This window comes from Pseudomonas sp. LA5, assembly GCF_028640825.1.
In the GTDB taxonomy this organism is placed as follows: Bacteria; Pseudomonadota; Gammaproteobacteria; order Pseudomonadales; family Pseudomonadaceae; genus Chryseomonas; species Chryseomonas aestiva.
Genome location: NZ_JAQYZY010000060.1, coordinates 296,000 through 317,954, shown reverse-complemented (window position 1 = coordinate 317,954; position 21,955 = coordinate 296,000). Strand labels below are relative to the sequence as shown.

The 21,955-nt window shown below is 69.5% G+C and carries 25 protein-coding genes; 12 read left to right on the top strand and 13 right to left on the bottom strand.

Going from position 1 to position 21,955, the window contains the following annotated elements; all coding sequences use genetic code 11:
* Nucleotides 1–911, bottom strand: a 911-nt coding sequence (locus PVZ72_RS24065; protein ID WP_273863200.1) for an aminotransferase class I/II-fold pyridoxal phosphate-dependent enzyme, incomplete at its 3' end; no start/stop codon positions are given.
* A 243-nt stretch (nucleotides 912–1,154) separates the two neighbouring features.
* Here PVZ72_RS24065 and PVZ72_RS24060 point away from each other — a divergent pair.
* The 5 genes from PVZ72_RS24060 (at nucleotide 1,155) to PVZ72_RS24040 (ending at nucleotide 5,017) form a co-directional block, all read left to right on the top strand.
* Nucleotides 1,155–1,487, top strand: a complete 333-nt coding sequence (locus tag PVZ72_RS24060; protein ID WP_273863195.1) for a hypothetical protein — start codon at nucleotides 1,155–1,157, stop codon at nucleotides 1,485–1,487.
* Nucleotides 1,484–1,768, top strand: a complete 285-nt coding sequence (zapA, locus tag PVZ72_RS24055; protein WP_158889594.1) for a cell division protein ZapA — start codon at nucleotides 1,484–1,486, stop codon at nucleotides 1,766–1,768. The genes PVZ72_RS24060 and zapA overlap by 4 nt, the downstream gene beginning before the upstream one ends.
* A 569-nt stretch (nucleotides 1,769–2,337) precedes the next feature.
* Nucleotides 2,338–2,889, top strand: a complete 552-nt coding sequence (locus PVZ72_RS24050; protein WP_273863194.1) for a chorismate mutase — start codon at nucleotides 2,338–2,340, stop codon at nucleotides 2,887–2,889.
* 59 nt (nucleotides 2,890–2,948) lie between these two features.
* Nucleotides 2,949–3,626, top strand: coding sequence for a response regulator transcription factor (locus tag PVZ72_RS24045; RefSeq protein ID WP_133860350.1), 678 nt, complete (start codon nucleotides 2,949–2,951; stop codon nucleotides 3,624–3,626).
* On the top strand, nucleotides 3,623–5,017 hold the full coding sequence (locus PVZ72_RS24040; protein WP_273863193.1) for a sensor histidine kinase: 1,395 nt from the start codon (nucleotides 3,623–3,625) through the stop codon (nucleotides 5,015–5,017). The genes PVZ72_RS24045 and PVZ72_RS24040 overlap by 4 nt, the downstream gene beginning before the upstream one ends.
* Nucleotides 5,018–5,140: 123 nt before the next feature.
* On the opposite strand, the gene PVZ72_RS24035 is transcribed toward PVZ72_RS24040, so the two are convergent.
* The 3 genes from PVZ72_RS24035 to PVZ72_RS24025 are packed head-to-tail and all read right to left on the bottom strand — an operon-like array spanning nucleotide 5,141 to nucleotide 9,084.
* On the bottom strand, nucleotides 5,141–6,385 hold the full coding sequence (locus PVZ72_RS24035; protein WP_273863192.1) for a thiolase family protein: 1,245 nt from the start codon (nucleotides 6,383–6,385) through the stop codon (nucleotides 5,141–5,143).
* On the bottom strand, nucleotides 6,378–7,610 hold the full coding sequence (gene mhpT, locus PVZ72_RS24030) for a 3-(3-hydroxy-phenyl)propionate transporter MhpT (RefSeq protein WP_273863191.1): 1,233 nt from the start codon (nucleotides 7,608–7,610) through the stop codon (nucleotides 6,378–6,380). The genes PVZ72_RS24035 and mhpT overlap by 8 nt, the downstream gene beginning before the upstream one ends.
* 10 nt (nucleotides 7,611–7,620) lie before the next feature.
* Complete coding sequence (locus tag PVZ72_RS24025) at nucleotides 7,621–9,084, bottom strand: alginate export family protein (RefSeq protein WP_273863190.1); 1,464 nt, start codon at nucleotides 9,082–9,084, stop codon at nucleotides 7,621–7,623.
* A 393-nt stretch (nucleotides 9,085–9,477) separates the two neighbouring features.
* Between PVZ72_RS24025 and PVZ72_RS24020 the strand changes: the two genes are divergently transcribed.
* Complete coding sequence (locus tag PVZ72_RS24020) at nucleotides 9,478–9,813, top strand: I78 family peptidase inhibitor (RefSeq protein WP_187980831.1); 336 nt, start codon at nucleotides 9,478–9,480, stop codon at nucleotides 9,811–9,813.
* A gap of 55 nt (nucleotides 9,814–9,868) precedes the next feature.
* Here the strand turns inward: PVZ72_RS24020 and PVZ72_RS24015 are convergent, their stop codons facing one another.
* On the bottom strand, nucleotides 9,869–10,516 hold the full coding sequence (locus PVZ72_RS24015; protein WP_273863189.1) for an HAD hydrolase-like protein: 648 nt from the start codon (nucleotides 10,514–10,516) through the stop codon (nucleotides 9,869–9,871).
* 106 nt (nucleotides 10,517–10,622) lie between these two features.
* Here PVZ72_RS24015 and PVZ72_RS24010 point away from each other — a divergent pair, with 106 nt between their 5' ends.
* Nucleotides 10,623–11,510 (top strand): alpha/beta hydrolase, encoded by an 888-nt coding sequence (locus tag PVZ72_RS24010; RefSeq protein WP_273863188.1) that lies wholly within the window; start codon nucleotides 10,623–10,625, stop codon nucleotides 11,508–11,510.
* Here PVZ72_RS24010 and PVZ72_RS24005 read toward each other — a convergent pair.
* Nucleotides 11,507–11,995, bottom strand: a complete 489-nt coding sequence (locus PVZ72_RS24005) for a GNAT family N-acetyltransferase (protein ID WP_273863187.1) — start codon at nucleotides 11,993–11,995, stop codon at nucleotides 11,507–11,509. The genes PVZ72_RS24010 and PVZ72_RS24005 overlap by 4 nt on opposite strands.
* Nucleotides 11,996–12,032: 37 nt before the next feature.
* Nucleotides 12,033–12,623 (bottom strand): TetR/AcrR family transcriptional regulator, encoded by a 591-nt coding sequence (locus PVZ72_RS24000; protein WP_273863186.1) that lies wholly within the window; start codon nucleotides 12,621–12,623, stop codon nucleotides 12,033–12,035.
* A 76-nt stretch (nucleotides 12,624–12,699) separates the two neighbouring features.
* On the opposite strand from PVZ72_RS24000, the gene PVZ72_RS23995 reads away from it, so the two are divergent.
* The 3 genes from PVZ72_RS23995 to PVZ72_RS23985 all read left to right on the top strand — a co-directional run bounded on the left by PVZ72_RS23995 (nucleotide 12,700) and on the right by PVZ72_RS23985 (nucleotide 14,809).
* Entirely contained in the window at nucleotides 12,700–13,329 is a 630-nt protein-coding gene (locus PVZ72_RS23995; protein ID WP_273863185.1) for a glutathione S-transferase family protein, read from the top strand.
* Nucleotides 13,330–13,477: 148 nt separating this feature from the next.
* Entirely contained in the window at nucleotides 13,478–14,236 is a 759-nt protein-coding gene (locus tag PVZ72_RS23990) for an SDR family oxidoreductase (protein ID WP_187980827.1), read from the top strand.
* Between the two features lie 39 nt (nucleotides 14,237–14,275).
* A complete protein-coding gene (locus tag PVZ72_RS23985) occupies nucleotides 14,276–14,809 on the top strand; it encodes a DUF924 family protein (RefSeq protein WP_187980826.1) in 534 nt (177 codons plus the stop codon).
* 55 nt (nucleotides 14,810–14,864) lie between these two features.
* Here the strand turns inward: PVZ72_RS23985 and PVZ72_RS23980 are convergent, their stop codons facing one another.
* Complete coding sequence (locus tag PVZ72_RS23980; protein WP_273863184.1) at nucleotides 14,865–15,515, bottom strand: nucleoside/nucleotide kinase family protein; 651 nt, start codon at nucleotides 15,513–15,515, stop codon at nucleotides 14,865–14,867.
* A 272-nt stretch (nucleotides 15,516–15,787) separates the two neighbouring features.
* Between PVZ72_RS23980 and PVZ72_RS23975 the strand changes: the two genes are divergently transcribed.
* Nucleotides 15,788–17,248: a YdgA family protein gene (locus PVZ72_RS23975; protein ID WP_273863183.1), complete on the top strand. Its 1,461-nt coding sequence runs from the start codon at nucleotides 15,788–15,790 to the stop codon at nucleotides 17,246–17,248.
* A 107-nt stretch (nucleotides 17,249–17,355) separates the two neighbouring features.
* On the opposite strand, the gene PVZ72_RS23970 is transcribed toward PVZ72_RS23975, so the two are convergent.
* From PVZ72_RS23970 to PVZ72_RS23950, 5 genes are all read right to left on the bottom strand, one after another.
* Complete coding sequence (locus tag PVZ72_RS23970; protein WP_423815036.1) at nucleotides 17,356–19,317, bottom strand: DUF7844 domain-containing protein; 1,962 nt, start codon at nucleotides 19,315–19,317, stop codon at nucleotides 17,356–17,358.
* On the bottom strand, nucleotides 19,314–19,634 hold the full coding sequence (locus tag PVZ72_RS23965) for a DUF2388 domain-containing protein (RefSeq protein WP_133860126.1): 321 nt from the start codon (nucleotides 19,632–19,634) through the stop codon (nucleotides 19,314–19,316). The genes PVZ72_RS23970 and PVZ72_RS23965 overlap by 4 nt, the downstream gene beginning before the upstream one ends.
* A 34-nt stretch (nucleotides 19,635–19,668) precedes the next feature.
* Complete coding sequence (locus PVZ72_RS23960) at nucleotides 19,669–19,968, bottom strand: DUF2388 domain-containing protein (RefSeq protein ID WP_158890303.1); 300 nt, start codon at nucleotides 19,966–19,968, stop codon at nucleotides 19,669–19,671.
* A 100-nt stretch (nucleotides 19,969–20,068) separates the two neighbouring features.
* The gene (locus tag PVZ72_RS23955) at nucleotides 20,069–20,389 is read right to left on the bottom strand and encodes a DUF2388 domain-containing protein (protein WP_007160027.1); all 321 of its coding nucleotides are present in this window, start codon (nucleotides 20,387–20,389) and stop codon (nucleotides 20,069–20,071) included.
* A gap of 73 nt (nucleotides 20,390–20,462) precedes the next feature.
* Nucleotides 20,463–20,672 (bottom strand): DUF1127 domain-containing protein, encoded by a 210-nt coding sequence (locus tag PVZ72_RS23950; RefSeq protein ID WP_273863182.1) that lies wholly within the window; start codon nucleotides 20,670–20,672, stop codon nucleotides 20,463–20,465.
* A gap of 258 nt (nucleotides 20,673–20,930) precedes the next feature.
* Between PVZ72_RS23950 and argC the strand changes: the two genes are divergently transcribed.
* Nucleotides 20,931–21,884, top strand: a complete 954-nt coding sequence (gene argC, locus PVZ72_RS23945) for an N-acetyl-gamma-glutamyl-phosphate reductase (protein WP_187980821.1) — start codon at nucleotides 20,931–20,933, stop codon at nucleotides 21,882–21,884.
* Nucleotides 21,885–21,955: the final 71 nt, after the last annotated feature.

Genomic DNA, 21,955 nt, shown 5'->3' with positions numbered 1-21,955 from the left:
CCGCACCGCTCGGGGCAGATGCGCAGGATGTAGAGGTGCCAGGCGTGGGTCTGGGCGTAGTCGGGCAGCGAAAGTGGGGCGACCGGCAGGTGCGCCAGGCGCTGGGTGTAGGCCTGGGCCAGCAGCCGGCGGCGGCTGTTGATGTCGCCCAGGCGATCCAGCTGTACCAGTGCCAGGGCGGCGTGGATGTCCGAGAGGTTGTACTTGAAGCCGGGCTCCTGCACCTGGGCCTGGGGCTTGCGGCCCAGGGCGTGACGGTCGAAGGCATCCACCGCCAGGCCGTGGAATTTCAAGCGGCGCACCCGCTCGGCCAGGGTGGCGTCGTCGGTCACCAGCATGCCGCCTTCGGCGCAGGTCAGGTTCTTGATGGCGTGAAAGCTGAAGATGGCGGTGCCGCGCTGGCCGATGGACTCGCCCTGGTAGCGGGTGCCGGCGGCGTGGGCGGCGTCCTCGATCAAGGCCACGCCATGCTCGCGGGCCAGGGCGCGCAGCGGGGTCAGGTCACAGCTGGCGCCGGCGTAGTGCACCGGCACGATGGCCTTGGTGCGCGGGGTGATGGCGGCGGCCACCTGCTCGGCGGAGACCATCAGGGTGTCGCGGTCGACGTCGACGAACACCGGGGTGGCGCCGATCAGGGTGATCATGTTGGCGGTGGAGACCCAGGTCAGCGAGGGGGTGATCACCTCGTCGCCCGGGCCAATGTCCAGCGCCAGCAGGGTCACGTGCATGGCCGCGGTGGCCGAGCACAGGGCCACGGCGTGGGCGGCGCCCACCGAATCGGCGAAGCGCTCTTCCAGCAGGTTGGCCTGGGGCCCGGTGGTGATCCAGCCCGAGGTCAGCACCTTGCTCACCGCGGCCACTTCCTCGGCGCCGATGCTGGGCCGCGAGAACGGCAGGAAAGGCTCGTCCAGCTGACGCGGGGCGGTGCTCTGGGACAGATCGGTCATGGCGGCTCATCCGAAGCGAGGGGCGCCGGGACAGGACAGCCGACGCGATGAGCCCAGGCTAAGGCGTCTTGCCTTACGGCCCCCTTAGCGCAACCTGACAACTGCCTGACAGCCGGTCAGCTCGCTGGCCACCCCCGTGAACCTCTTGGCAAAACAAGGGCTTAGCCCGTGACGAAGGGGGTGCCGGTGGTCGGTGGGAGGCCTAGAATGCTGACCCCTGCCGCCTTGGCAGTCCCGAACCTGACACGAGAGACGACCGCGCCCATGCTGGACAACACCCTGAGCGAACTGGAAACCGCCATCCGCGGCCTGCTGCAGCACAACCAGCGCCTGACCGCCCGCACCCAGGAGCTGGAGCAGGCCCTGCTGGCCGCGCGCGAGGAAAACGACACCCTGCAACTGAGTCTGCTGGAGCAGGAAGAACACGGCGCCAGCACCCGCCAGCGCGTGGAAGGCCTGCTGGCCCTGCTCTCCGCCCAGTCCGTCGAGCAGGCGGTAGCCGCCGACGCCGAGCAGCGCCACGCGGCCAGCGTCGAGTGACGACCGCCAACGCGGACGACGAGGTGGAGGTGCTTGGTCGCCGCTACCGTTTCAAGGTGGCCGAAGGCGACCGCGCCGCCCTGCAACAGGCCGCCGCCCGCCTGCGCGACGAACTGGTCGCCATCCAGGGCGATCGCCGCCGCGGTGATGCCATCGAGCTGCTGGTGCTGGCCGCCCTGCGCCTGAGCCTGGACACCGCCGCCGACGCCGGCGCCCTGACCGCCCTCGACGCCCGCCTCCAGGCCCTGACCGCCGAGGTACGGGCGACGCAGGAGGCCTAGCCTCATCCACGGAGGCACGGCACCCGCGTGGAAAACGCTCCGCGGTTTTCCACCCTACGCCGGACGCTCGCTCCGCCCCCCTCTCCCCCTGGGAGAGGATTGGGGTGAGGGAACCGCTCCGCCCGAAGCCACCGGCATAGGCTCGACTCCGCCAGAACCTACCGCCTGCGGTCGATCCCGTAGCGTGGATGACGGCGCAGCCTCATCTACGGAGGCACGGCACCCGCGCCGCTCTGCCCCCTCTCCCCTGGGAGAGGGCTGGGGTGAGGGCGCCGCTTCAGCATAGGCTCGACTCCGCCGTGTTGGGCTTCGACGATGGCGCCGTCTCAACCCAACCTACCAAAGCCACAGGCTCCGCCTGCGCGCGATTCCGTAGCGTGGATGACGGCGCAGCCTCATCCACGGGAGCACGGCACCCGCGTGGAAAACGCTCCGCGGTTTTCCACCCTACGCCGGACGCCCTTACCCCACGCCCTCATTCCCGCGCAACCGCCCTGCCCCCGCTCATCTTGACCACTCCGCGACCCCGTGCGAGCTTCGGGGCCCTTTCCCTGCCCTGGAGGTCCGTCATGTCGGGTGTTCGCTGGCTCGCCCTGCCGCTCTTGAGTATCGCCCTCGGCGCCCAGGCCGCGCCGACGCCGCTGCCGGCCCTGCTGGACGCCATGGCCCAGCGCCTGACGCTGGCCGATCAGGTCGCCCGCAGCAAGCACGACAGCGGCAAGCCGGTGCTGGACGAAGTCCGCGAACGCCAGGTGCTGCAGGACGTCGCCCAGGCGGCGCCCGCCGCCAGCGTCTCCCCGGCCACCGCCCAGATTTTTTTCGCCGCCCAGATGGAAGCCAACAAGCTGGTGCAATACGGCCTGCTGCAGGCCTGGCGGCGCACCGAACAGCCGCTGCCCGCTAGCACGACGGACCTAACGGCACTCAGAACCCAGCTGAACGAACTCCAGGCCAGGCTGCTCGGCGGTCTCGCCGCCACCGGCGAAGTGCGCGCCGCCGCGGACTGCCCCGCGCAGCTGGACCGCGCCCTCGCCGCCCATCTCGCCGCCGCACACCCCGATGCTCTCCACCGCCTGGCCCTGGTGCGGGCGCTGGGCGATTTCTGCACCCTGCCGCGCTGAGAGCCTGTGCATAATCGGCGGCACGGCGACCGAACCGCGTTGAATCCGAGGACTCCCCCATGCACATCCTGCTCGTCGAAGATGACGCCACCCTGGCCGACGGCATCCGCCGCGTCCTGGAAGGCCATGGCATGCAGGTCGACCTCCTGCGCAACGGCGCCGAGGCCGACGCCTGGCTGCGTACCACCCGCTTCGCCGTGGTGGTGCTGGACATCGGCCTGCCCGGTGGCCTGGACGGCTTCGAGGTGGTCCGCCGCCTGCGCCAGCGCGGCAGCGATCAGCCGGTGCTGCTGCTCACCGCCCGCGACGCCATCGACGACCGGGTGCACGGCTTCGAGGTGGGCGCCGACGACTATTTGGTCAAGCCCTTCGCCGTGCCCGAGCTGGTGGCGCGGATCAAGGCGCTGGTCCGCCGCGCCGGTGGCCAGAACAGCGCCGACCTCGCCCTCGGCGCCCTGCGCCTGGACACCGCCGCCCACCAGGCGCGCCTCGGCGACACCCCGCTGGATCTCTCGGCCCGCGAGTGGGCGGTGCTCGAACACCTGCTGCGCCAGGCCGGCAAGGTGGTCTCCAAGCAGCAGATCATCGACGCCCTGGCCCCCTGGGGCAGCGAGGACCTGACCCACAACGCCGTGGAGGTCTATGTCTCGCGGCTACGGTTGAAACTGGCCGACTCCGGGGTCGGCATCCGCACCGTGCGCGGCTTCGGCTATCGCCTGGAAGAAGCCGCGCCATGACCGCCACCGCGCCCAGCCTGCGCCGGCGGCTGCTGAAATGGCTGGTGCTGCCGGTGCTGCTGGTCAATCTCGGCGGCGCCGTGGTCAGCTACCAGTTCGCCCGCAAACCGGCGTTCAGCGCCCTGGACGGCGATCTCACCGATGCGGCGATCCTGCTGCTCGAACAGCTGGAAGTGGATGGCAACGGCCGCCTGTGGCTGCCGACGGAAGCCGACTACCTGCTGCGCCACAACAGCCACGACCACGTCTGGCTGGCAGTGCGCAGCCTCGACGGCCAGCTGCTGTTCGGCGATGCCGCCATGCCGGTCCAGGAGATCACCGACGAGATGCGCGACGGCCATACCACCGCCCTGCGCACCCGCATCAACGATCGCTCGGTGTTCATGGTCGGCCGCCTGGGCGTGGTGGCCGGGCAACCGGTGGTGGCCAGCGCGGCCCAGACCCTGAGTCGCCACACCGCCGCCCTGCAGCGCATGGTGCTGACCCTGGTGGCGGTGCAGATCCTGGTCGCCCTGCTGATCGCTGCCCAGCTGCTCTGGGCGGTACGCCGGGGCCTCAAGCCCCTGGAACGGCTGGAGCGTCAGCTCGACAGCCGCCACTACGATGACCTGGCGCCACTGCGCGAAGAGGGTGCGCCGCGCGAACTGGGCACCTTCGTCACCGCGCTCAACGGTCTGCTGCTGCGCATCCGCGAGGGGGCGCGCAACCAGCGCGCCTTTCTCGATGACATGGCGCACCAGTTGCGCACCCCGCTGGCCGGCATCAGCACCCTGACCCAGTGGCTGCGCCAGCGCCATGCCGGCGATGCCGAAAGCGCCGCCGCCCTGGCGCAACTCCAGGCCGCCACCGAGCGCATGACCCGCCAGACCAACCAGTTGCTGACCCTGGCCCGCGCCGCCACCGCGCGGCTGGAAAGCCCGCCGCGCGGGCCCCTGCGGCTGGACGAACTGATCGGCGCAGCCATGCCCAGCCAGTTGTCCCAGGCCGATGGCCACGGCATCGACCTGGGCTACGAACTGGAGCCGCAGACCGTGCAGGGCAATGCCTTCCAGCTGCGCGACCTGCTCGACAACCTGGTCGACAACGCCCTCAGATACAGCCCGCGTGGCGGTCAGGTCACGGTGCGGCTGCGCGGCCAGGCCGGGGCCACGGTGCTGGAAGTGGAAGACGACGGCCCGGGCATTCCCGAGGCGGAGCGCGAGCGGATCTTCGAGCGTTTCTATCGCCTCGACAGCGGCATCCACGGCACCGGCCTGGGCCTGGCCATCGTCCGCGACATCGCCACCGCCCACGATGCCGGCATCGAACTGGCGACCGCCACCGGCGGCCACGGCCTGCGCGTGGCCATCCATTTCCCGCCCCTGGTTGTGCCGCCGGTGGAGGCTTCTTAGGTTGGGTGGAAAGCTACCCTCACCCCAACCCTCTCCCCGAGGAGAGGGGGCTATCCGGCCTGCCCCTGCACCCTCGTAGGTTGGGCTGAGCGCAGCGAAGCCCAACACACCTAGCCTCATCCCCTAACGCCCCCGCCACCCCGGATTCTCCAGCAGCACCGCCATCCCCTGCCCACCGCCGATGCACACCGCCGCTACCCCGTACCTGAGCCCCTCGGCGCGCAGCTGACGCGCCAGGGTGATGGCCAGGCGCAGGCCGGTGGCAGCCAGCGGATGCCCCAGGGCGATGGCGCCGCCATGCACATTGAGCCGCGCCGGATCCAGCTCCAGGGCGCGCTGCACCGCCAGCAGCTGGGCGCCCTGGGCTTCGTTGATCTCCAGGCGGTCGATGGCCTCCAGCGCCAGGCCGGCGCGGTCGAGCAGGCTTTGGATGGCCGGTACCGGGCCGCTGCCCATGACGTCCGGCGGCACGCCTACCACGCAACTGCCGCGCACCCAGGCCAGTGCCCGTACCGACGCGGCGTCCGCGCCCCGCGCCAGCAGCACGGCGGCGGCGCCGTCGGCCACCGCGCAACTGTTGCCGGCGGTCTGGACCCCGCCCGGATGCACCGGCGTCAGCCGTGCCAGGGCCTCCCGCAAGGTTTCCCGTGGATGGCTGTCATGCTCGACCACCGCGCAGCCCCGCGGCAGGCGCAACTCCCGCGGCGCCAGGCCCGTGGCCTCGAAGCGCGCCGCCGCCACCGGCACGATCTCTGCCACGAACCAGCCCTGGCGCTGGGCCGCCAGGGCCCGCTCGAAACTGCGCAGCGCCCAGGCATCCACGGCCTCGCGGGCGATGCCGTGGCGCTGCGCCAGGCGCTCGGCGGTGGCGATCATGTCCAGTCCGGCCGCCGGGTCCTTGAGCGCCTCCCAGAGAAAGTCGTGGAATTCCACCGGCGCGCCGAGGCGAAAGCCGCTGCGGTGGGTATAGGCGGCGATGGGATTGCGGGTCATGGACTCGGCCGCCACGCACAGCACCTGGCTGGCCTGACCGCTCTGCAACTGATCGCCGGCCTGGCGCAGCAGCTCCAGGCCGGTGCCGCAGACCCGTTGCACCTGCAGCGCCGGCACCGCCTCGGGCACCCCGGCATAGAGGCCGATATGCCGCGGCAGCAGATAGGCATCGAAGCTGGCCTGGGCCACCGAGCCGGCCAGCACGGAATCCACCGCCGCGGCCTCATGCCCGCGCGCCAGCAGCGCCCGCGCCACGGCGATGCCCAGATCGGTGGGCGATACCTGCCCCAGGGCGCCATTCAGATCGGTCCAGGGCGTGCGCACACCATCCAGCAGCAGGACGTCGTCGTAGAGCGCCCCCATGCCGTTACGCATGACCAGGCGCCTCGGCGCGGGCCGCCGCCGCGGGCGCCGCCGTCCGCCGTTGCAGCAGGGCCAGCACCGCGCCCGCGGCCACCAGCACCGCCGGGGTGGTGGCCACCACCAGGGTCGCCGCGCCACCGCCCAGGGCCAGGACCTGGCCCGCCAGCAGCGGTCCGGCCATGGCGCCCAGACGACCGACCGCCACCGCCGCACCGGTCCCGGTCGCCCGTACCGCCGCCGGATAGAGCTGCGGCGCCAGGGCATAGAGCACCAGTTGGCCACCCACCACGAACAGCCCGGCGGCGAAACCGGCCAGGGCCACCAGTGGATAGGCCTTGGCCAGACCCAGCCCGGCCAGCCCCAGCAGGATGCCCAGGTAGATGGCCAGCACCGTCAGCCGTGGCCGCCAGCGATCCATGAGCAGGCCGAACAGCACCGAGCCGATGCCGCCGCCCAGGTTGAAGAGGATCTGCACCCCCACCGCCTGGCCGCGGCTGAAGCCCTGGCCCACCAGCAGCGACGGCAGCCAGTTGAGCAGCATGTACATCACCGTGAGGGTGAAGAAATAGCCCAGCCACAGCAGCAGAGTGGTCGACAGCGGGATGGCGCCCAGCCAGGCCCCGCGCGAGCCGCTCGCCTGAGGTCCGCCTCGATTGCGCAGAAAGCCGGCGGTCTCCGCCAGGTAGCGTCCGAGCAGCGGCGCCACCAGCAGCGGCGCCAGGCCGCCGACATAAAACACCGTCTGCCAGCGGCCGACGTCCAGCAGCCCCACCACCGCCGCCAGGGCGCCACCCAGGGGCACGCCGCAGTACATCAGGCTGACCGCCGTGGCGCGGGCGCGCTCGTCCACCGACTCGGCGGACAGCGCGATCAGATTGGGCAGGGCGCCGCCCAGGCCGATGCCGGTGAGCAGCCGCGCCAGCAGCAGGCTCTCCAGACTCCAGACATGGGCGGTGGCCACCGAGAAGACCCCGAAGATCAGCACGCAGGCGATCAGCACCTTCTTACGGCCGATGCGATCGGCGCACCAGCCGCCGATGAAGGCGCCGGGCAGCAGGCCGAGGATGCTGGCGCTGAACACCAGGCCCATCTGCCCCGGCTGGAAGCCGAAGGCCTTGGCCATGGCCGGGGCGGCGATGCCCATGGCCTGGAGGTCCATGCCCTCCAGCAGGGCGACGATGAAGCACAGCAGCAGGGTCAGGCGGGCCCCGGGCGGAACGGTCGAGAGCAGGCGCATGGTGGACTCCTCAGAAGCGGAAGGTGGTGGCGGCCATCAGGAAGCTGGTGTCGTCGCCATCGGCCTGACGCACGGCGGCGCCGGCCTGGAAGTAGCTGTATTCCAGATCCAGGGTCAGGTTGGCGGTAGGCATCCAGCGCAGGTTGTTGCGCCAGAGGGTGCCGGCCTTGCGCGCCGAACTGGCCGCGGTGCCCGGCACCGTGGTCATGCCCGGCAGGTAGACGCCGTCTTCGGTGCTCTGCCGCCAGACGCCGAACAGCCCGCTCTCCAGCTGCAGGGTCGGCCGCGGCGCCAGGGTCAGCAGCGGGCCGACCAGATAGAGGTTGGCCAGGGTGGTGAGACCGGAGTCGCCATAGAAGCCGTTCTTCGGATAGAGCGGATCGAAGGTGCCGACGCGGTCGTCGCCCAGCCCGTGATCGCCGCTGGCGGCGTCCACCCGTAGGGCCAGCCGCGGCTTCCAGGCGCCGCCCAGGCGATAGCCGGTTTCGCTGCTCAGGCCCCAGGCGCGGATCTGGGCGCCGGCCAGATGCCCGCCCTGCCCGGCCAGGTCCCAGCTCCAGTCCCAGGGACCGGCGTTGCCGAACAGGCGGAAGCCGGCGGTGTAGCGCTTTTCCGCGCCGGTCAGGCCGTCCAGGGTGCGCTGGTCGGTCTCCAGGCCGAAGCCGTAGACATCCAGCTTGAGCGGCCCGGCCAGCGGCAGGGTGCCGTAGAGGCCATAGAACTTGACCGCGTTGTTGGAGCCATCGTCGAAGCTGTCTTCGCCGGTCACCACGGGCCTCAGGCCGAAGGCGTCCAGCCGGTAGCCGTCCGGGCGACTCCAGGCCAGGCGCAGGCCGTCGAAGTTGAGGCGGATGTTGCGGGCGTCGCGGTAGGTGACGAAGGCCTGGTTGCCATAGCCCAGCTCCTGGCGACCGATGCGGGTCATCAGCTTGCCGCCGGCCAGCGGCGTGTTGAGGTCGATGAAGGCCTGGTGCAGCTCGGTGCGGCTCTGGTCGTAGGGCCCGTAGAGCGCCTTGTTCCAGGCGCGGGTGTTTTCCAGCTGGACGAAGGCGCGCACGGCGTCGTCGAACAGGTGCAGGTCGGCGTGCAGCTGCAGGCGCTGCTGGATGTAGTGATCGGTGGCCACCCCGCGCCGGCCAAAGACCGGATTGCGGATGCTGTCGAAGCGATAGCGCGCCTCGCCGCCGGTCTGCAGCCAGGCCGCGTCGCCGAGGCGCTGGTAGCGCAGCCCGTCGAAGGGGTCGGTGCGCTTTTGCGGATCGTCGAGAAAGCGATAGTCCTCGGCCCAGCGCGGCGGTCCGGGCGGCAGGGGACGCGCGGTCTCCAGGCTGTTGAGCGGCTTGGGCCGCGCGCTTTCCAGGGTGGTGGAAGGCGCGGCGAGCAGGCCCTGGCTGGCGAGCAAGGAGGCGAGAGTGGTAAAGGCGAGGCACGAGCGGGCCCGTGCGCGGGCCGGAAGCGAGCGCGAAAAAGACATGAGATGACCGTCCTGACTGGGGAAGCGGAAGGCGCCGCCGGGGCGCGCGGATCAGGGCCTAGCGGGCGCGGATCGGGTAGCGGTCAGGAGGGAGGGTGGTTGGATAGCGAGCTGACATGGCGGGTGTCCCTTTGTTGTTGTTGTCGTCACCAGAGGGCGGCTTGGCCCTGGCTCGATGATGGTCGATGGCAGAAATGGATCAAGCCATCCGGACCGAATTTGGCCGATTACCGAACGTTATCTTTATTAACTTTATTCCTGCGGGACGACTGGTCAGCCAGGTCTCTCAACGTCTTCTGTATCGCGCTTTGTAACAATGCCCGCCCTTGAGGGGTCCATGAGGAGGCCCGTACGGGTTAAGGTTCCTTCTCCCACGATCGAAAAGGCGAACTCATGAGCTCCAAGACTTCCCTCCTGCTGGCTGGTGCCGCGCTCTTCACCCTGCTGGCCGGTTGCGGCTCGCACGAAACCCAGAGCAGCCCGGCGGCGGCCTCCTCGGCCCCGAGCGGCGCCGTCAGCAGCAGTGGCCGTTGCAACTCCGATGCGGTCCAGGATCTGGTCGGCAAGGCCCTCTCCCCGGCCCTGGCCGAAGAAGGCCGGCAGCGCGCCGGTGCCCAGGTCGTCCGGGTGGTCCGTCCGCAGGACCCCATGACCATGGACTTCAATTCCCAGCGCCTGACCATCACCACCAGCGCCAGCCTGGTGGTGCAGACCGCCACCTGCGGCTGATCCCCGGCGCGCCCCACGACCTGCCGGCCACCGCCGCGCAGGTCGGTGCGCCCAGCTAGAGGCCGAAGCCCTGGCGCAGGGCCGCCACGCTGTGGAAGTGAAAGGCCGGGCGCTGGCGCTCCAGCTCTTCCCGACTGCCGAAGCCATAGCCCAGCGCCACCGCCGCCACGCCGTTGGCCTGGGCGGCGATCAGGTCGTGCTCGCGGTCACCCAGCATCAGGCAGCTTTCCGGCGCCAGGCCTTCGGTTTCCAGCACGAAACGCAGCAGTTCGGTCTTGTCGGCGCGGGTGCCATCCAGCTCGCTGCCATGCAGCGCGGTGAAGAATTCCGCCAGGGCGAAGTGCCTGAGGATCTCCACGGCGAACACCCGCGGCTTGGCCGTCACCAGATAGAGCCGCCGTCCGGCCGCCTGCAACTCGGCCAGCAACTCGCGGATGCCCGCATAGACCTCGTTCTCATAGAGACCGGTGGCGCGAAAATACCCCCGATAGGCCTCCACCGCGCGCCAGGCCCGCGCCTCGTCGAAGCCGTAATGGGTCATGAAGCTCTGCAGCAGCGGCGGGCCGATGAAGACTTCCAGCCTGCGCAGATCGGGCTCCTCGATCCCCTCGGCGCGCAGCGCCACCTGGATCGCCCGGGTGATGCCCAGGCGCGAATCGGTGAGGGTGCCATCGAGATCGAACAGCAGATGAGGGTGATGCATGGGATGTCCTGGCAACGGGAAGTCCTGACCAGTATGGCGAGCGGGGGCAGAGACCGGTAGGCTCGACCGCTCCATTGGAAATGAGTCTTGTTCGCCGATGCCGCCTTTGCCCCGTTCCGTCCGTCACAGCGCCTGGCTGGCCCTGCCGCTGCTGCTCGCCCTCGCCGCTCCCGGCCGGGCCCGTCCCATCGATCAGCCCATGGACGCCCAGGTGCTGCAGCAGCCAGGCCACGGCTATGCCTTCAGCGAACTCCAACTGGATTCCGTCGATGGCGCCCGCCACTACCAGATATGGATCGCCCGACCCGCCACCCCGGCACCGGCCGCCGGCTATCCGGTGCTCTACCTGCTCGACGGCAACGCCGCCCTGGGCGGGCTGAACGCCGAGTTGCTCGATACCCTGGCCAGGCGGCCCCATCCGCCCGTGCTGGTCGCGGTGGGCTACACGGGCGGCAAGCGCATCGACGGCCCCGGCCGGGCCTACGACTACACGCCATCCGCGCCTACCAGCGAACGCTTCCGCGAGCTGGCCACCGGCGGCGCCGACGTCTTTCTCGCCTGGCTGCTGGAACGCCTGGAACCGGCGGTGGCGCGGCAGGTGCCGCTGGATCATGGCCAGCGCGCGCTCTGGGGGCATTCCCTGGGCGGGCTGTTCGTCCTCCACGCCCTGCTCACCCGCCCGGACGCCTTCGCCCAGGGCTACGCCGTGAGTCCCTCGCTGTGGTGGAGCCCCACCGTACTACCTCAGAGTGATGAGCAGCTAAAGGAGCGTTTCAAGGCCCATCCGGCCCGCCTGGTGCTGCTGCAGGGCGGCGCCGAACGCGAGCTGCCCGCGCACTTCCAGAGCGAGGTCCCCGCCGATGCCACCCGGCGCCTGGCCGACCGCCTCGGCCAGCTCCCCGGCATCCGGGTGCGCTACGAGGTGCTCGAAGACCTGGGCCACGGCCCCATGCTGCCGGCCTCGCTGCGGGCCGTGTTGAGCGAGTGGCGCTAGTCCGCCAGCCAGCGATACATCACCAGGCAATCCACCAGCCCCAGGCTGGCATGGCGATAGGCCCTGGGCAGGGTACCGACGATCTCGAAGCCGTGTTTCTGCCAGAGCCGCACCGCCACCTGGTTGCTGGCCACCACCGAGTTGAACTGCATGGCCTGGAAGCCCAGTTCGCGAGCCACCTGCACGGAGTGCTCGCAGAGAGCACCGGCCACGCCCTGGCCACGGGCAGCGGGAGCGACCATGTAGCCGCAATTGCAGACGTGATCGCCCGGCCCCATGGCATTGGCCTTGAGGTAGTAGCTGCCGAGCAGCTGACCGTCGCGCTCGGCGACGAAGGTCGCCCGCGGCAGCTCCACCCAGAGGCGCCAGGCGTCGTCGCGGGTCAGGTCCGGGTCGTAGGCGTAGGTCTCCCGGGCCTGGGCGACCTGCTGGATCAGCGGCCAGACCTGGTCGAAATCGGCGGCGGCGAGGGGGCGAATCTGCATGGGTGACTCCGGCTGACGAAGGAGCCGCCAGTGTCGCCTAGCCGGTCGCCGCTGCCAAATCACCGCCCTCTTCCAGCAGGCCCCGGGCGCCCTGGCGACAGGCTGCCAGCAGTTCCTCGGACAGGCCCTCGTCATCCAGCGCCCGCGCCAGGGCCACACCACCGATCAGGGTGGTGGCCAGCTGCAGCGCCCGGGCGCGCCGCTGCGCCGGCGGTCCTAGCAAATCCCGCTCCAGCCGGCTGACGAAGCGCGCGAAGAAGCGGGTATAGCTACCACGGATGGCGGCCTCCCGATGGGTGACGTCGGCCGCCAGAAAGGCCAGCGGACAGCGCAGCGCTTCGCCCTCGGCGTGCTCGCGACTCAGGTAATGCTCGACCAGTTGCCCGAGGCCTTCGCTACCGAGACCGTCGAGCCGGGCGCTGCCGACCTGGGCAGCATAGGCGATGGCCTGGTCATAGACTTCGGTCTTGGTGCGGAAGTGGTGATAGAAGGCGCCGCGGGTGAGACCGGCATCGGCCATCAGGTCATCGAGTCCGACCGCATCGAAGCCGCGGAGGGCGAACAGGCGAGCGGCGCTGTCGAGGATGCGCTGGCGGGTCTGCTCGCGCTGATCAAGGGGCCAGGCCATGGCTACTCCAGATTATGTTCTTGAACATAAGGTCTCCTTTGCCACCATGCAGCCTTCTTTGCAAGGAGCCTGCAGCATGACGCCCTATCTCTTCGGTCCCGCCTTCAGCACCCTGGTGCGCAGCGTGCGCCTCCATGCCCTGGAACAGGGCCTGGAGCTCCCCTGTGGCCTCGCCCCTGACGGCCAGGCCATCGCCTGGCGCAGCGAGGCCCACCTGGCGCTGCACCCCTTCGGCCAGGCGCCGGTGCTGCTCGACGGCGAGTTGCGCCTCTTCGAGACCCTCGCCATCTGCCGCCATCTCGATCGTCGGCTCTCGCCGGAGCGCGGCGGCAATCCGGAGCAGGACGCCTGGAGCAGCGCCCTGCTCACCACCGTGGATACCCGCCTGGTCCGTCGCTATCTGCTGCGCGTCGCCGGGCCACGACCCGCTCCCTTCCGGACGCTGGAAGAGCAGCAGCGCGCCCTGGCCGACGTCGACGCAACCCTGGCCGTGCTCGATCGCCAGCTGGGCGACCAGAGCTTTCTCTGTGGCGCCGACTTCAGCCTGCCCGACGCCCTGCTGGCGCCCATGCTCGACTACCTGGAGCCCCTGCCGGACCTCCACTGGCAGACGACTTGGCCCCGCCTCGCCGCCTACCTCGACCGCCTGCGCGCGCGACCCTCCGGCCAGGCGATCCTGGTGGCGACCGACTTCAGGCTGCGCTGAGCCTACAGGGGCTACCGGTGACCACTTACCTCCCCAACACACCGCAACCGTCCCCTCTCCCCCTAGGAGAGGGCTAGGGTGAGGGCCCACCCACCACCCCTCCCTACCTGCTAGCCTTGGAAGCCCCTCCCCCGCCCAAGGACCGCCCATGACCACCGCCCACCCCATCGCCCTCGTCACCGGTGCCTCCCAGGGCATCGGCCGCGCTGTCGCCCTCGGTCTGCTGCAGGACGGCTTCCGCGTGGTCCTTGCCGCCCGCCGCGCCGAACCCCTGGAGGCGCTCGCCGAAGAAGCCCGGCAACAGGGCGGCGAAGCCCTGGCGGTACCCTGCGACGTCACCGATGCCGCCAGCGTCGAGGCGCTGTTCGCCCGCATCCGCGACACCTACGGCCGCCTGGACCTGCTGTTCAACAATGCCGGCGTCGGTGCCCCGGCGGTGCCCATCGACGAGCTGGAACTGGACGCCTGGCACCGGGCGGTCAACACCAACCTCACCGGCGTCTTTCTCTGCAGCCGCGCGGCCTTCGCCCTGATGCGCGCGCAGACACCCCGTGGCGGACGCATCATCAACAACGGCTCCATCTCGGCGCACACGCCCAGGCCCTTCAGCGCGCCCTACACCGCCACCAAGCACGCCGTGGCCGGGCTGACCAAGGCCCTGGCCCTCGACGGCCGCGCCTTCGATATCGCCTGCGGCCAGATCGATATCGGCAACGCCGCCACCGAGATGACCGAGCGCATGGCCAACGGTGTGCTCCAGGCCGATGGCAGCACCGCGGTGGAGCCGCGCATGGACGTCCGGCATGTCGCCGACGCCGTCCGCTACATGGCCAGCCTGCCGCTGGACGCCAACGTCCAGACCCTCACGGTGATGGCGACCAAGATGCCCTATGTGGGCCGGGGCTGAGGGGTTCCACGTGGAACCCGATCAGACAGGGAGCAAGCAATGAATCCAGCCGAAGTCGTCTCCTTCTGGCGCGCCGCCGGCCGGCGCCAGTGGTTCAATGGCGGCCCTGCCTTCGACGCCGAGTGCCGCGCGCGTTTCGAGGCCTTGCACTTCGCTGCCAGCCGCCGTGAGTGCGATGACTGGATCGAAGGTGCCGAAGGCGCCCTGGCCCTGTGCCTGCTGCTCGACCAGATCCCGCGCAACATCTTCCGCCACAGCGGCCACGCCTTCGCCACCGACGGCCTGGCCCTGCAGCAGGCGCGACAGGCGCTCGACGCCGGTCTGGATCAGCAGGTCGAAGCCGAGTTGCGCGCCTTTTTCTATCTGCCGTTCGAGCACTCCGAAGTCCTGGCCGATCAGCAGCGCTCGCTCGCCTTGTTCGCGGACCTGGGCATCGAGCACTACCGGCGCTATGCCGAGGCCCACCTGGAGGTGATCGCCCGCTTCGGTCGCTTCCCGCACCGCAACCGGGCGCTGGGGCGGCTCAATACGCCGGAGGAGCAGGCCTGGCTGGATGCCGGCGGGGGTTTCTGACCCGCCCTTCAGGGCGCCCCGGGCGACACGCAGGCGGAGCCGGGTCCCCGGTGCCCTAGCCCCGCCACTCCACCACCAGATCCGCCCGCGCCCGATCGCCGTCGATCAGTCGCGCATTGGGCTCGTCGGTGCTTTCCACCCAGGCCTCGGCGTCCGCGCGGCTGCGGCCGAAATGCATGTGGCGGGCGACCAGCCGCTCGCGACGCTCCGCGGGATCGACGCGCACATACCAGCACTCGTCGAACACCTCGGCGACATCGCTCCAGGGCGCCTGCGTCAGCAGCAGGTAGTTGCCCTCGCTGATCACCAGCTGGGTCTCGGCGTGGACCGGAATGGCATTGGCAATGGGCTCTTCGATCTCGCGATTGAACAGCGGCGCATAGACGGTTTCCCCGGCCACCGGCGTCTTCAGGCGCTGCAACAGGGCGCGATAACCGCGCGCATCGAAGGTGTCCGGCGCGCCCTTGCGTTGCGCGCGATCCAGACGCGCCAGCTCGCGATTGGCCAGGTGATAGCCGTCCATGGGCACCACCACGGCACGCTCGCCGAGCGCCGCCGCCAGCAACTCGGCCACGGTCGACTTGCCCGCGCCCGGAGTGCCCGCGATGCCCAGCAGGCGACGTCCACCCTGGGCCAGCAGCGCCTCGGCACGAGCCAGGAGTTCGGCGGGAAGTTGCAGGCCATCGACCGGACGCTGACTGCTCATGCCGGCACCCCCGGCAGTGAACGAATGGAAACGGCAGGCAGGCACGGGAAAGCGGTCATGGCGGAGGTTCCGGCAGTGGGGATCGCGGCACGCTAGCACCCACCGCCGCGGTCGTCGACTCGGCGCCGACGTCGCCGGAAAGCCATCACAGTCTGCGCTCCGGCGAGCCGATCCCGGCCTCTCCCCCTCGGCATCCACCCGGCGCTCTCGTACACTCCGCTTCCAATCGGCCGCGCGCCGCCGTGTGCCTCATACAAAGGGATTTGGTCGCCATGAAGAAACCGCTACTTACCACCCTCGCCGGCGTGACCCTGGTGGTCGTCGGTACCGCCGTGGGCGGCGCCTGGTACACCGGTACCCGGCTGGAAGGCGAATTGCGCCAGGCCGCGAGCCAGGCCCAGCTGGCCCTGCAGGCGCAACTGCCCGAGTACCCCTTGCAGCTGCAACTGGTCGAGCTGCAGCGCGGTGTCTTCAGCAGCACCGCCACCTTCAGCCTGAGCGTGCAGGCCGAGGACCGCCCGCCCGTGGAAGTGCTGCGAGTGCTCGACGACATCCAGCACGGTCCCTTCCCCCTGACCCGCCTCAAATCCCTGCAGCTGGCGCCGGTCATGGCGGTCAACCGCTTCACCCTGGCGCGCACGCCGCTCACCGCCGATCTCTTCACCCTGGCCAAGGGCGCCGAACCCGTGCGGCTCGACGCCACCCTGGGCTACGACCGCACGGTGGACGGCGGTCTGACCCTGGCCGCCCTGCACCTGGACCAGCCCCAGGGCGCGGTGGCCTTCTCCGGCCTGACTGCCACCTTCGCTACCGACATGGAGGCCAGCCGACTGCGCCTGGACAGCACGGTCGGCCAATTCAGCCTCAATGTGCGCACGCCGGAGGGCTGGGCCAAGCTGGAGACCGAAGGCTTCGCCTTGACCGGCGACAATCGCCGCAATGCCGATGGCTTCTGGCTCGGCCCGGGTCAGCTGCGCCTCGGCCGCCTGCTGCTGGCCATGCCCGGCAAGCCCGCGGTCGAGTTGCGGGATCTGCAGCTTCAGGGCGACACCCAACAACAGGGCCAGCAGCTGACGGGCACGCTCAACGCCAGCCTCGGCCAGCTCGATATCGCCGGCCAGACCCTGGGCAAGGCGACCCTGCGCAGTCACTACAGCAATCTCGACAGCCCGGCGCTGGCTCAGCTCAATGCGCTGCTGCAGCACCTGCAGCTGGATACCGAGCAAGGTCTCGATCCCACCACCCAGGCGACCCTGCAGCAGCATCTCGGCGATGTGCTCGCCGCGCGTCCCCAGCTGGTGGTGGACGAGCTGCGTCTCGACACCCCCGGCGGCAGCAACCGCCTGCGCCTGGACCTGACCCTGGCCAAGCCGGCGACCTACGATCTGCCACCGGAGCAACTCGCGGCCCAACTGCTGGCAGGTCTCGAGGCGCGCCTGTCGGTGGCGCGGGGCAGCCTGGTGGATGGCGTCCTGTTCCAGGCGGGCGCCCAGCGCAGCCAGCCGGCCATGCAGCAACAGGCCCAGGCCACCGCCGAAGCCCTGGCCGGCATCGGCCTCAACAGCGGCCTGCTCAAGGCCGAAGGCGAGGATCTGGTGGCTACCCTGAATTACAGCGCCGGGCGGCTGTTGCTCAACGGCCAGGAAGTCCCGCCGGAACAGCTGCTGGCCCTGCTGGAACGCCCGCAACCCGCGGCACCCGGCAAACCCCAGGGCAAGGCGCCGAAGCGCTAGCGGATGCCGGGGCTGTTGGGCTTCGATGATGGCGCCGTCTCAACCCAACTTACGCAGGTCCGTAGGTCGGGTTGAGCGCAGCGAAGCCCAACAACGTCCCGACCGCCCTACTTCAACTCCAACCCGCCGCTAGCCTTGTTCAGCTCGCGCAGGTGCTTGCCGAGCAGATCCAGGTTGGCTTCGGTCAGGTCCAGGCCATCGCGCGCCTGCGGCGAGAGCAACTGGCGGACCTCGTTGTTGAGGGTGTCCCTGAGACTGCGCAGGTGCGCCTGGCGCTTCTGACTCTCGGCGGTCAGCTGTTCCCACTCGCCCGGTTGCGGCAGGCCGTAGCCATCAGTGCCGAGCAACTCGGCCGGACGACTCAGGTAGCCGCTGTCCTTGAGGATCTGCTCCAGGGCGCCACCGGCCTTGCCGAAGCGTGCCTTGTCCACCGCGTCCTCACCCAGGTAGCGATCCTTGAGCTCGGTCTGCGCCTGCAGCAGCGCCCGGCGATAGGCCGCCTGCTCCAGCAGCAGCAAGGCGGCGCTGGCGCGCAGGTCGGCGCGCTGGAATTGCTCGCGGCGCTGCTGCGGGGTCAGCGCCAGCCAGGCCTCGACGTCCGCCTGGGGCAGCTTGAGGCGCTCCCGGGCCACCTTGAACATGGCCTGGAAGCGCTCGCGGAAACTGTCGAAGCGATAGCCCAGCCGCAAGGCCTCGCGCGGATCGTCGAGTACCGAGGTGTCCACCAGGTCCTTGAACCTCAAGGCATCCATCAGACCCGTCGGGGTGATGACATCGAGCTGGGCGTCGGCCAGGCGCGGTACTCCGTCGTGCAGCAGCTTGAAGGTCTCCACCGCGCAGTTGTTGGTGACGAAGTAGTACTGGCCGTCATAGCTCCAGTGCACCTGGGCGGTCCGTTCGAGGAAGTCGGCGATCTCCGGACGGGTCAGCTTGAGCGGCACGGATTGCAGGCCGCGCAGCTCCACCTTGGTGTACTCGTCCACCACCTGGGCCAGCGGCAGCACGAACAGCCGCGACGGGTAGGAACCGGTCAGGCCGCGCCAGCTGGAGAGCTGGACGTCGTTGACGAAGGCGCGGAACGACAGCACCAGATGGTATTGCAGATCCAGTCGGCAATCCGGGCCGCGCGGCCGACCAGGGGCGCAGACCACCAGGCGCAGCATGCTGTGGCCCCAGCGGCTCATGACCTGCTCGTTGCCCTCGGCCAGCAGGTAGTCGACCGCATAGACCCGCTCCGGATCGAGCCAGCCCAGGGGCGCCTCGCCGAAGTCGTTGCCGGCGTTGAGATAGGGATAGCGCCCCGGACAGGCATCGTGCGCCGGCGACCAGCCGAAGTGCTCGGCGAAGTAGCGCTGCAGCGCCGGCCGCCGGCAGGCGTAGCTCGGGTCGAGCAGGAAGTACTCCATGTTCACCGCCACGAATTCCTTCGGGTTGGTGACTTCATAGAGATCGGGACTGCGCGCGATGAAGAGATTCTTCGACTCGCGATTGCCGTGCTTGCGCGTCTTCACCTGCCAACCGGCCAGGTCCAGCAGCCGCGGATCATCGGACAGCGTATAGCTGCGCCCGGCCTGGCCCTGGCATTTCAGCGGCAGCTGGTCAGAGGTCAGCCCCAGGCCGCCACAGGAAAGGATCAGCTGGCGCTGCTCGGGCGTCCAGACGCGCTCGCGGTCATAGAAGTGGGTCAGCTCGTGCAGCACCGTGGCCAGCAGTTCGCGGTGCTGGGTGCCGTGGGGGCGACCGGTCTGGATGCGGGTGTCGCTGCCGTCCACCAGACTGGGCAGCAGGCGACGATTGAGCAGCAGGTTGCGTCGATCCGCCTCGCCATAGGCTTCTTCCAGCAGCTCGCTGCTCCAGCGCACCGGGATGCGCTCATCCAGCGCCGCCTTGAATTTGGGTGGCAGCAACGCCTGGGCCTCATCCAGCAACTGCTGGGTGGCCTGGATCTGCGCGGGCGTCAGGCCCTGGGTATCGAGTTCGAGGTGCAGGGCGGCCTGGGCCCCACCGAGGGCCAGGCCGGCCGCAAGGCCGACCAGCCACTGCCGCAGCCGGCCGGCGCGGTTGTTCACAGCGCCAGGATGGCCTGGGCCAGCTGCAGGTCGTTGGCCTGACGCGCGGCCGGGAACTGGTCGCGCAGGCTGCGGAAGGCTTCTTCCAGCTGGACGCCACGGATGTCACCGTCGCTGGCGACAAAGCTGGCGGCATCACCACGCGCGGCCTGGATCATCTTGGCGTCGCGGATGGAGGTGGTGGTGTCGGAAGTGAAGTCGATGCTGCGCTGCAGCGCCCGCACCACGATGTTACTGGTGGCCACCAGGGTCTGGGCCTGAGCCAGGCTCGAAACGCCCAGGGTCAGGGCAGCGGCGATAAGCAGGGAACGGCGCATGGATACTCCAGGGATGTCACGGAATTGAAACGGACTACTGACTCAGAATCGCCGCGGCGAGTTCCCGGTCGGAAGCCTGCAGCGCCGGATCGGCTGCGCGCAGGGCGCGGAAGGTTTCCTCCAGCTGGGCGCCGCGCAGGGCACCGTCGGTAGCAACGAAGGCTGCGGCATCGTCGCGCGCTGCCAGGACCAGCTTGTTCTGGAACGGCGCCGTGGTGATCTGGCTGGTGCCATAGATGGTCTTCACCAGACCCTCGGTGGTGGAGTCGAACGCCAGGACCGGCGTGGCAAGACAGAGACCGAGCAACAGCGCGGCAGAACGACGGATATACATGGATGGCGACCCTCCGGTGGCAGATGGTCGCCAAGGCTAACGCAGCCCCCCGTTCCGGGCTAGCAGCCACGGGGTACGGGGGGTATCGCGGTGTTGCGCGTCAGATGGCGAGAATCGCCTGGGCCAGTTGGTCATCGCTGGCCTGACGCAGTTCGGGCGCCTGGCTGCGCAGGTGGTCCAGCGCCGCTTCCAGGCGCACGCCGCGGATGTCGCCGGCGCTGCCGACGTAGGTGGCCGCATCGTCACGGGCTTCCTGGACCAGCTTGTCGTTCTTGAAGGAGCCGGTGATGGACGAGGTGGTATCCGAGGTCGCATCGATGGCGTTGACGATGATGTCGGTGGTGACATAGAAGCTCGACGCCGAGGCGGCGGTGGACAGGCAGAACAGCGCCGCGGCGGCGCCCAGGTGCAGGGTTTTCATGGGGGACTCCCGTCTGGATAGGCCTGACTGAGACTACCGCCAGCCCGAGGAAGTCGCATCCCGAGGCAGATTTTCACTCCCGCCAGAAGGGTTTGCCGCCTTCCCGGTACTGATCGGCGAGATTCAGCCCCAGGTCGGCCAGGGCGCGAGCGTCCAGGCGCTGCAACTGCCGGCGTGTGACGAGGCGCCGGTGCCAGCGGACCAGCAGCGCGAGCAGTGGGTGAAGGCGGCAGCGAAAACCCGATGATGCTGTGGGTGAGGTAAGCAGTGACCGGCTGTCCATGGCGATTTCCAGCGCAGCAAGGGAGCCTCAAGCTTCATCCCTACGGCGCGGGCAGACCACTTACAGCCATTGAATACTGTACCCGTACAAATTCATAGAATATCTATCTGTACTTAACATACCCGTGGTGATCGCTCTGCGACGCCACTCTGCACCGGTTCATCGGGAGCGAACTGTATCTCCTGCCGCGACGTACCCGTGGTCGGCATGAATCGCTACAATCGAGGCTTTCAGCGCCCATCCGCGAGAGGCACCGCCATGAGCTTCAAAGTTTTCGTCGACGGCCAGGAAGGCACCACCGGCCTGCGTCTGCTGGACTACCTGACCGGTCGTTCGGACATCGAACTGCTGCGCATCGACGAGAGCAAGCGCAAGGATCCGGCCGAGCGCGCGCGCTTCCTCAATGCCGCCGATGTGGCCTTTCTCTGCCTGCCCGATGCCGCCTCCCGCGAAGCGGTGAGCCTGGTGACCAATCCCAACACCTGCATCATCGACGCCAGCACCGCCTTCCGTACCGACAGCAGTTGGACCTACGGCCTGCCAGAACTGGCGCCCGGTCAGCGCGAGGCGCTGCGCGCCAGCAAGCGCATCGCCAATCCCGGCTGCCACGCCACCGGCTTCATCCTGCTGGCCCGGCCGCTGGTGGACGCGGGCCTGCTGGCTCCCGATACCCCGCTGTCGGCCTTTTCCCTGACCGGCTACAGCGGTGGCGGCAAGCAGATGATCGCCGCGTACGAAGCCGGCGGCGACGCCCGCCTGCTGAGTCCGCGTCCCTATGCCATGGGCCAGGGCCACAAGCACCTGCCGGAAATGCGCGTGCAGAGCGGCCTGGCCGCCGCGCCGGTGTTCAGCCCCATCGTCGGCCCCTTCCTCAAGGGTCTGGCGGTGACCATTCCGCTGCACGCCAGCCAGCTGCGCCCGGGTACCACTGCCGCCGACCTGCAGGCGGCGCTGGCCCGTCACTATGACGGCGAAGCCTTCATTCACGTGGCGCCGGTGGCCGCCGAGGAGGAACTGGACAATGGCTTCTTCGACGTCCAGGCCAGCAACGACACCAACCGCGCCGATCTCTTCGTCTTCGGCAATGCCGAGCGGATGACGCTGGTGGCGCGGCTGGACAATCTGGGCAAGGGCGCGGCGGGCGCGGCGGTCCAGTGCATGAACGTGCACCTGGGCACCGACGAGGGTCTGGGGCTCGCCAGCGGCCGCTAGTCAGGGCGCCGGCTTTCTTCCCTGGCGGGGCGAACCTTTCTCAAGGCGCCCCGTCTGAATTGCTGAACGGT

Bases quoted from the DNA above. Each gene is read 5' to 3' on its own strand.
- PVZ72_RS24040 (WP_273863193.1), top strand. From the start codon at position 3,623: ATGACCGCCACCGCGCCCAGCCTGCGCCGGCGGCTGCTGAAATGGCTG.
- PVZ72_RS24060 (WP_273863195.1), top strand. From the start codon at position 1,155: ATGCTGACCCCTGCCGCCTTGGCAGTCCCGAACCTGACACGAGAGACG.
- PVZ72_RS24000 (WP_273863186.1), bottom strand. From the start codon at position 12,623: ATGGCCTGGCCCCTTGATCAGCGCGAGCAGACCCGCCAGCGCATCCTC.
- PVZ72_RS23960 (WP_158890303.1), bottom strand. From the start codon at position 19,968: ATGTATATCCGTCGTTCTGCCGCGCTGTTGCTCGGTCTCTGTCTTGCC.
- PVZ72_RS23985 (WP_187980826.1), top strand. From the start codon at position 14,276: ATGAATCCAGCCGAAGTCGTCTCCTTCTGGCGCGCCGCCGGCCGGCGC.
- mhpT (WP_273863191.1), bottom strand. From the start codon at position 7,610: ATGCGCCTGCTCTCGACCGTTCCGCCCGGGGCCCGCCTGACCCTGCTG.
- PVZ72_RS24015 (WP_273863189.1), bottom strand. From the start codon at position 10,516: ATGCATCACCCTCATCTGCTGTTCGATCTCGATGGCACCCTCACCGAT.
- PVZ72_RS24025 (WP_273863190.1), bottom strand. From the start codon at position 9,084: ATGTCTTTTTCGCGCTCGCTTCCGGCCCGCGCACGGGCCCGCTCGTGC.
- PVZ72_RS24005 (WP_273863187.1), bottom strand. From the start codon at position 11,995: ATGCAGATTCGCCCCCTCGCCGCCGCCGATTTCGACCAGGTCTGGCCG.
- PVZ72_RS24050 (WP_273863194.1), top strand. From the start codon at position 2,338: ATGTCGGGTGTTCGCTGGCTCGCCCTGCCGCTCTTGAGTATCGCCCTC.
- PVZ72_RS23965 (WP_133860126.1), bottom strand. From the start codon at position 19,634: ATGCGCCGTTCCCTGCTTATCGCCGCTGCCCTGACCCTGGGCGTTTCG.
- PVZ72_RS23955 (WP_007160027.1), bottom strand. From the start codon at position 20,389: ATGAAAACCCTGCACCTGGGCGCCGCCGCGGCGCTGTTCTGCCTGTCC.
- PVZ72_RS23950 (WP_273863182.1), bottom strand. From the start codon at position 20,672: ATGGACAGCCGGTCACTGCTTACCTCACCCACAGCATCATCGGGTTTT.
- PVZ72_RS24045 (WP_133860350.1), top strand. From the start codon at position 2,949: ATGCACATCCTGCTCGTCGAAGATGACGCCACCCTGGCCGACGGCATC.
- PVZ72_RS23980 (WP_273863184.1), bottom strand. From the start codon at position 15,515: ATGAGCAGTCAGCGTCCGGTCGATGGCCTGCAACTTCCCGCCGAACTC.
- PVZ72_RS24035 (WP_273863192.1), bottom strand. From the start codon at position 6,385: ATGCGTAACGGCATGGGGGCGCTCTACGACGACGTCCTGCTGCTGGAT.
- PVZ72_RS24020 (WP_187980831.1), top strand. From the start codon at position 9,478: ATGAGCTCCAAGACTTCCCTCCTGCTGGCTGGTGCCGCGCTCTTCACC.
- PVZ72_RS23975 (WP_273863183.1), top strand. From the start codon at position 15,788: ATGAAGAAACCGCTACTTACCACCCTCGCCGGCGTGACCCTGGTGGTC.
- argC (WP_187980821.1), top strand. From the start codon at position 20,931: ATGAGCTTCAAAGTTTTCGTCGACGGCCAGGAAGGCACCACCGGCCTG.
- PVZ72_RS23995 (WP_273863185.1), top strand. From the start codon at position 12,700: ATGACGCCCTATCTCTTCGGTCCCGCCTTCAGCACCCTGGTGCGCAGC.
- PVZ72_RS23990 (WP_187980827.1), top strand. From the start codon at position 13,478: ATGACCACCGCCCACCCCATCGCCCTCGTCACCGGTGCCTCCCAGGGC.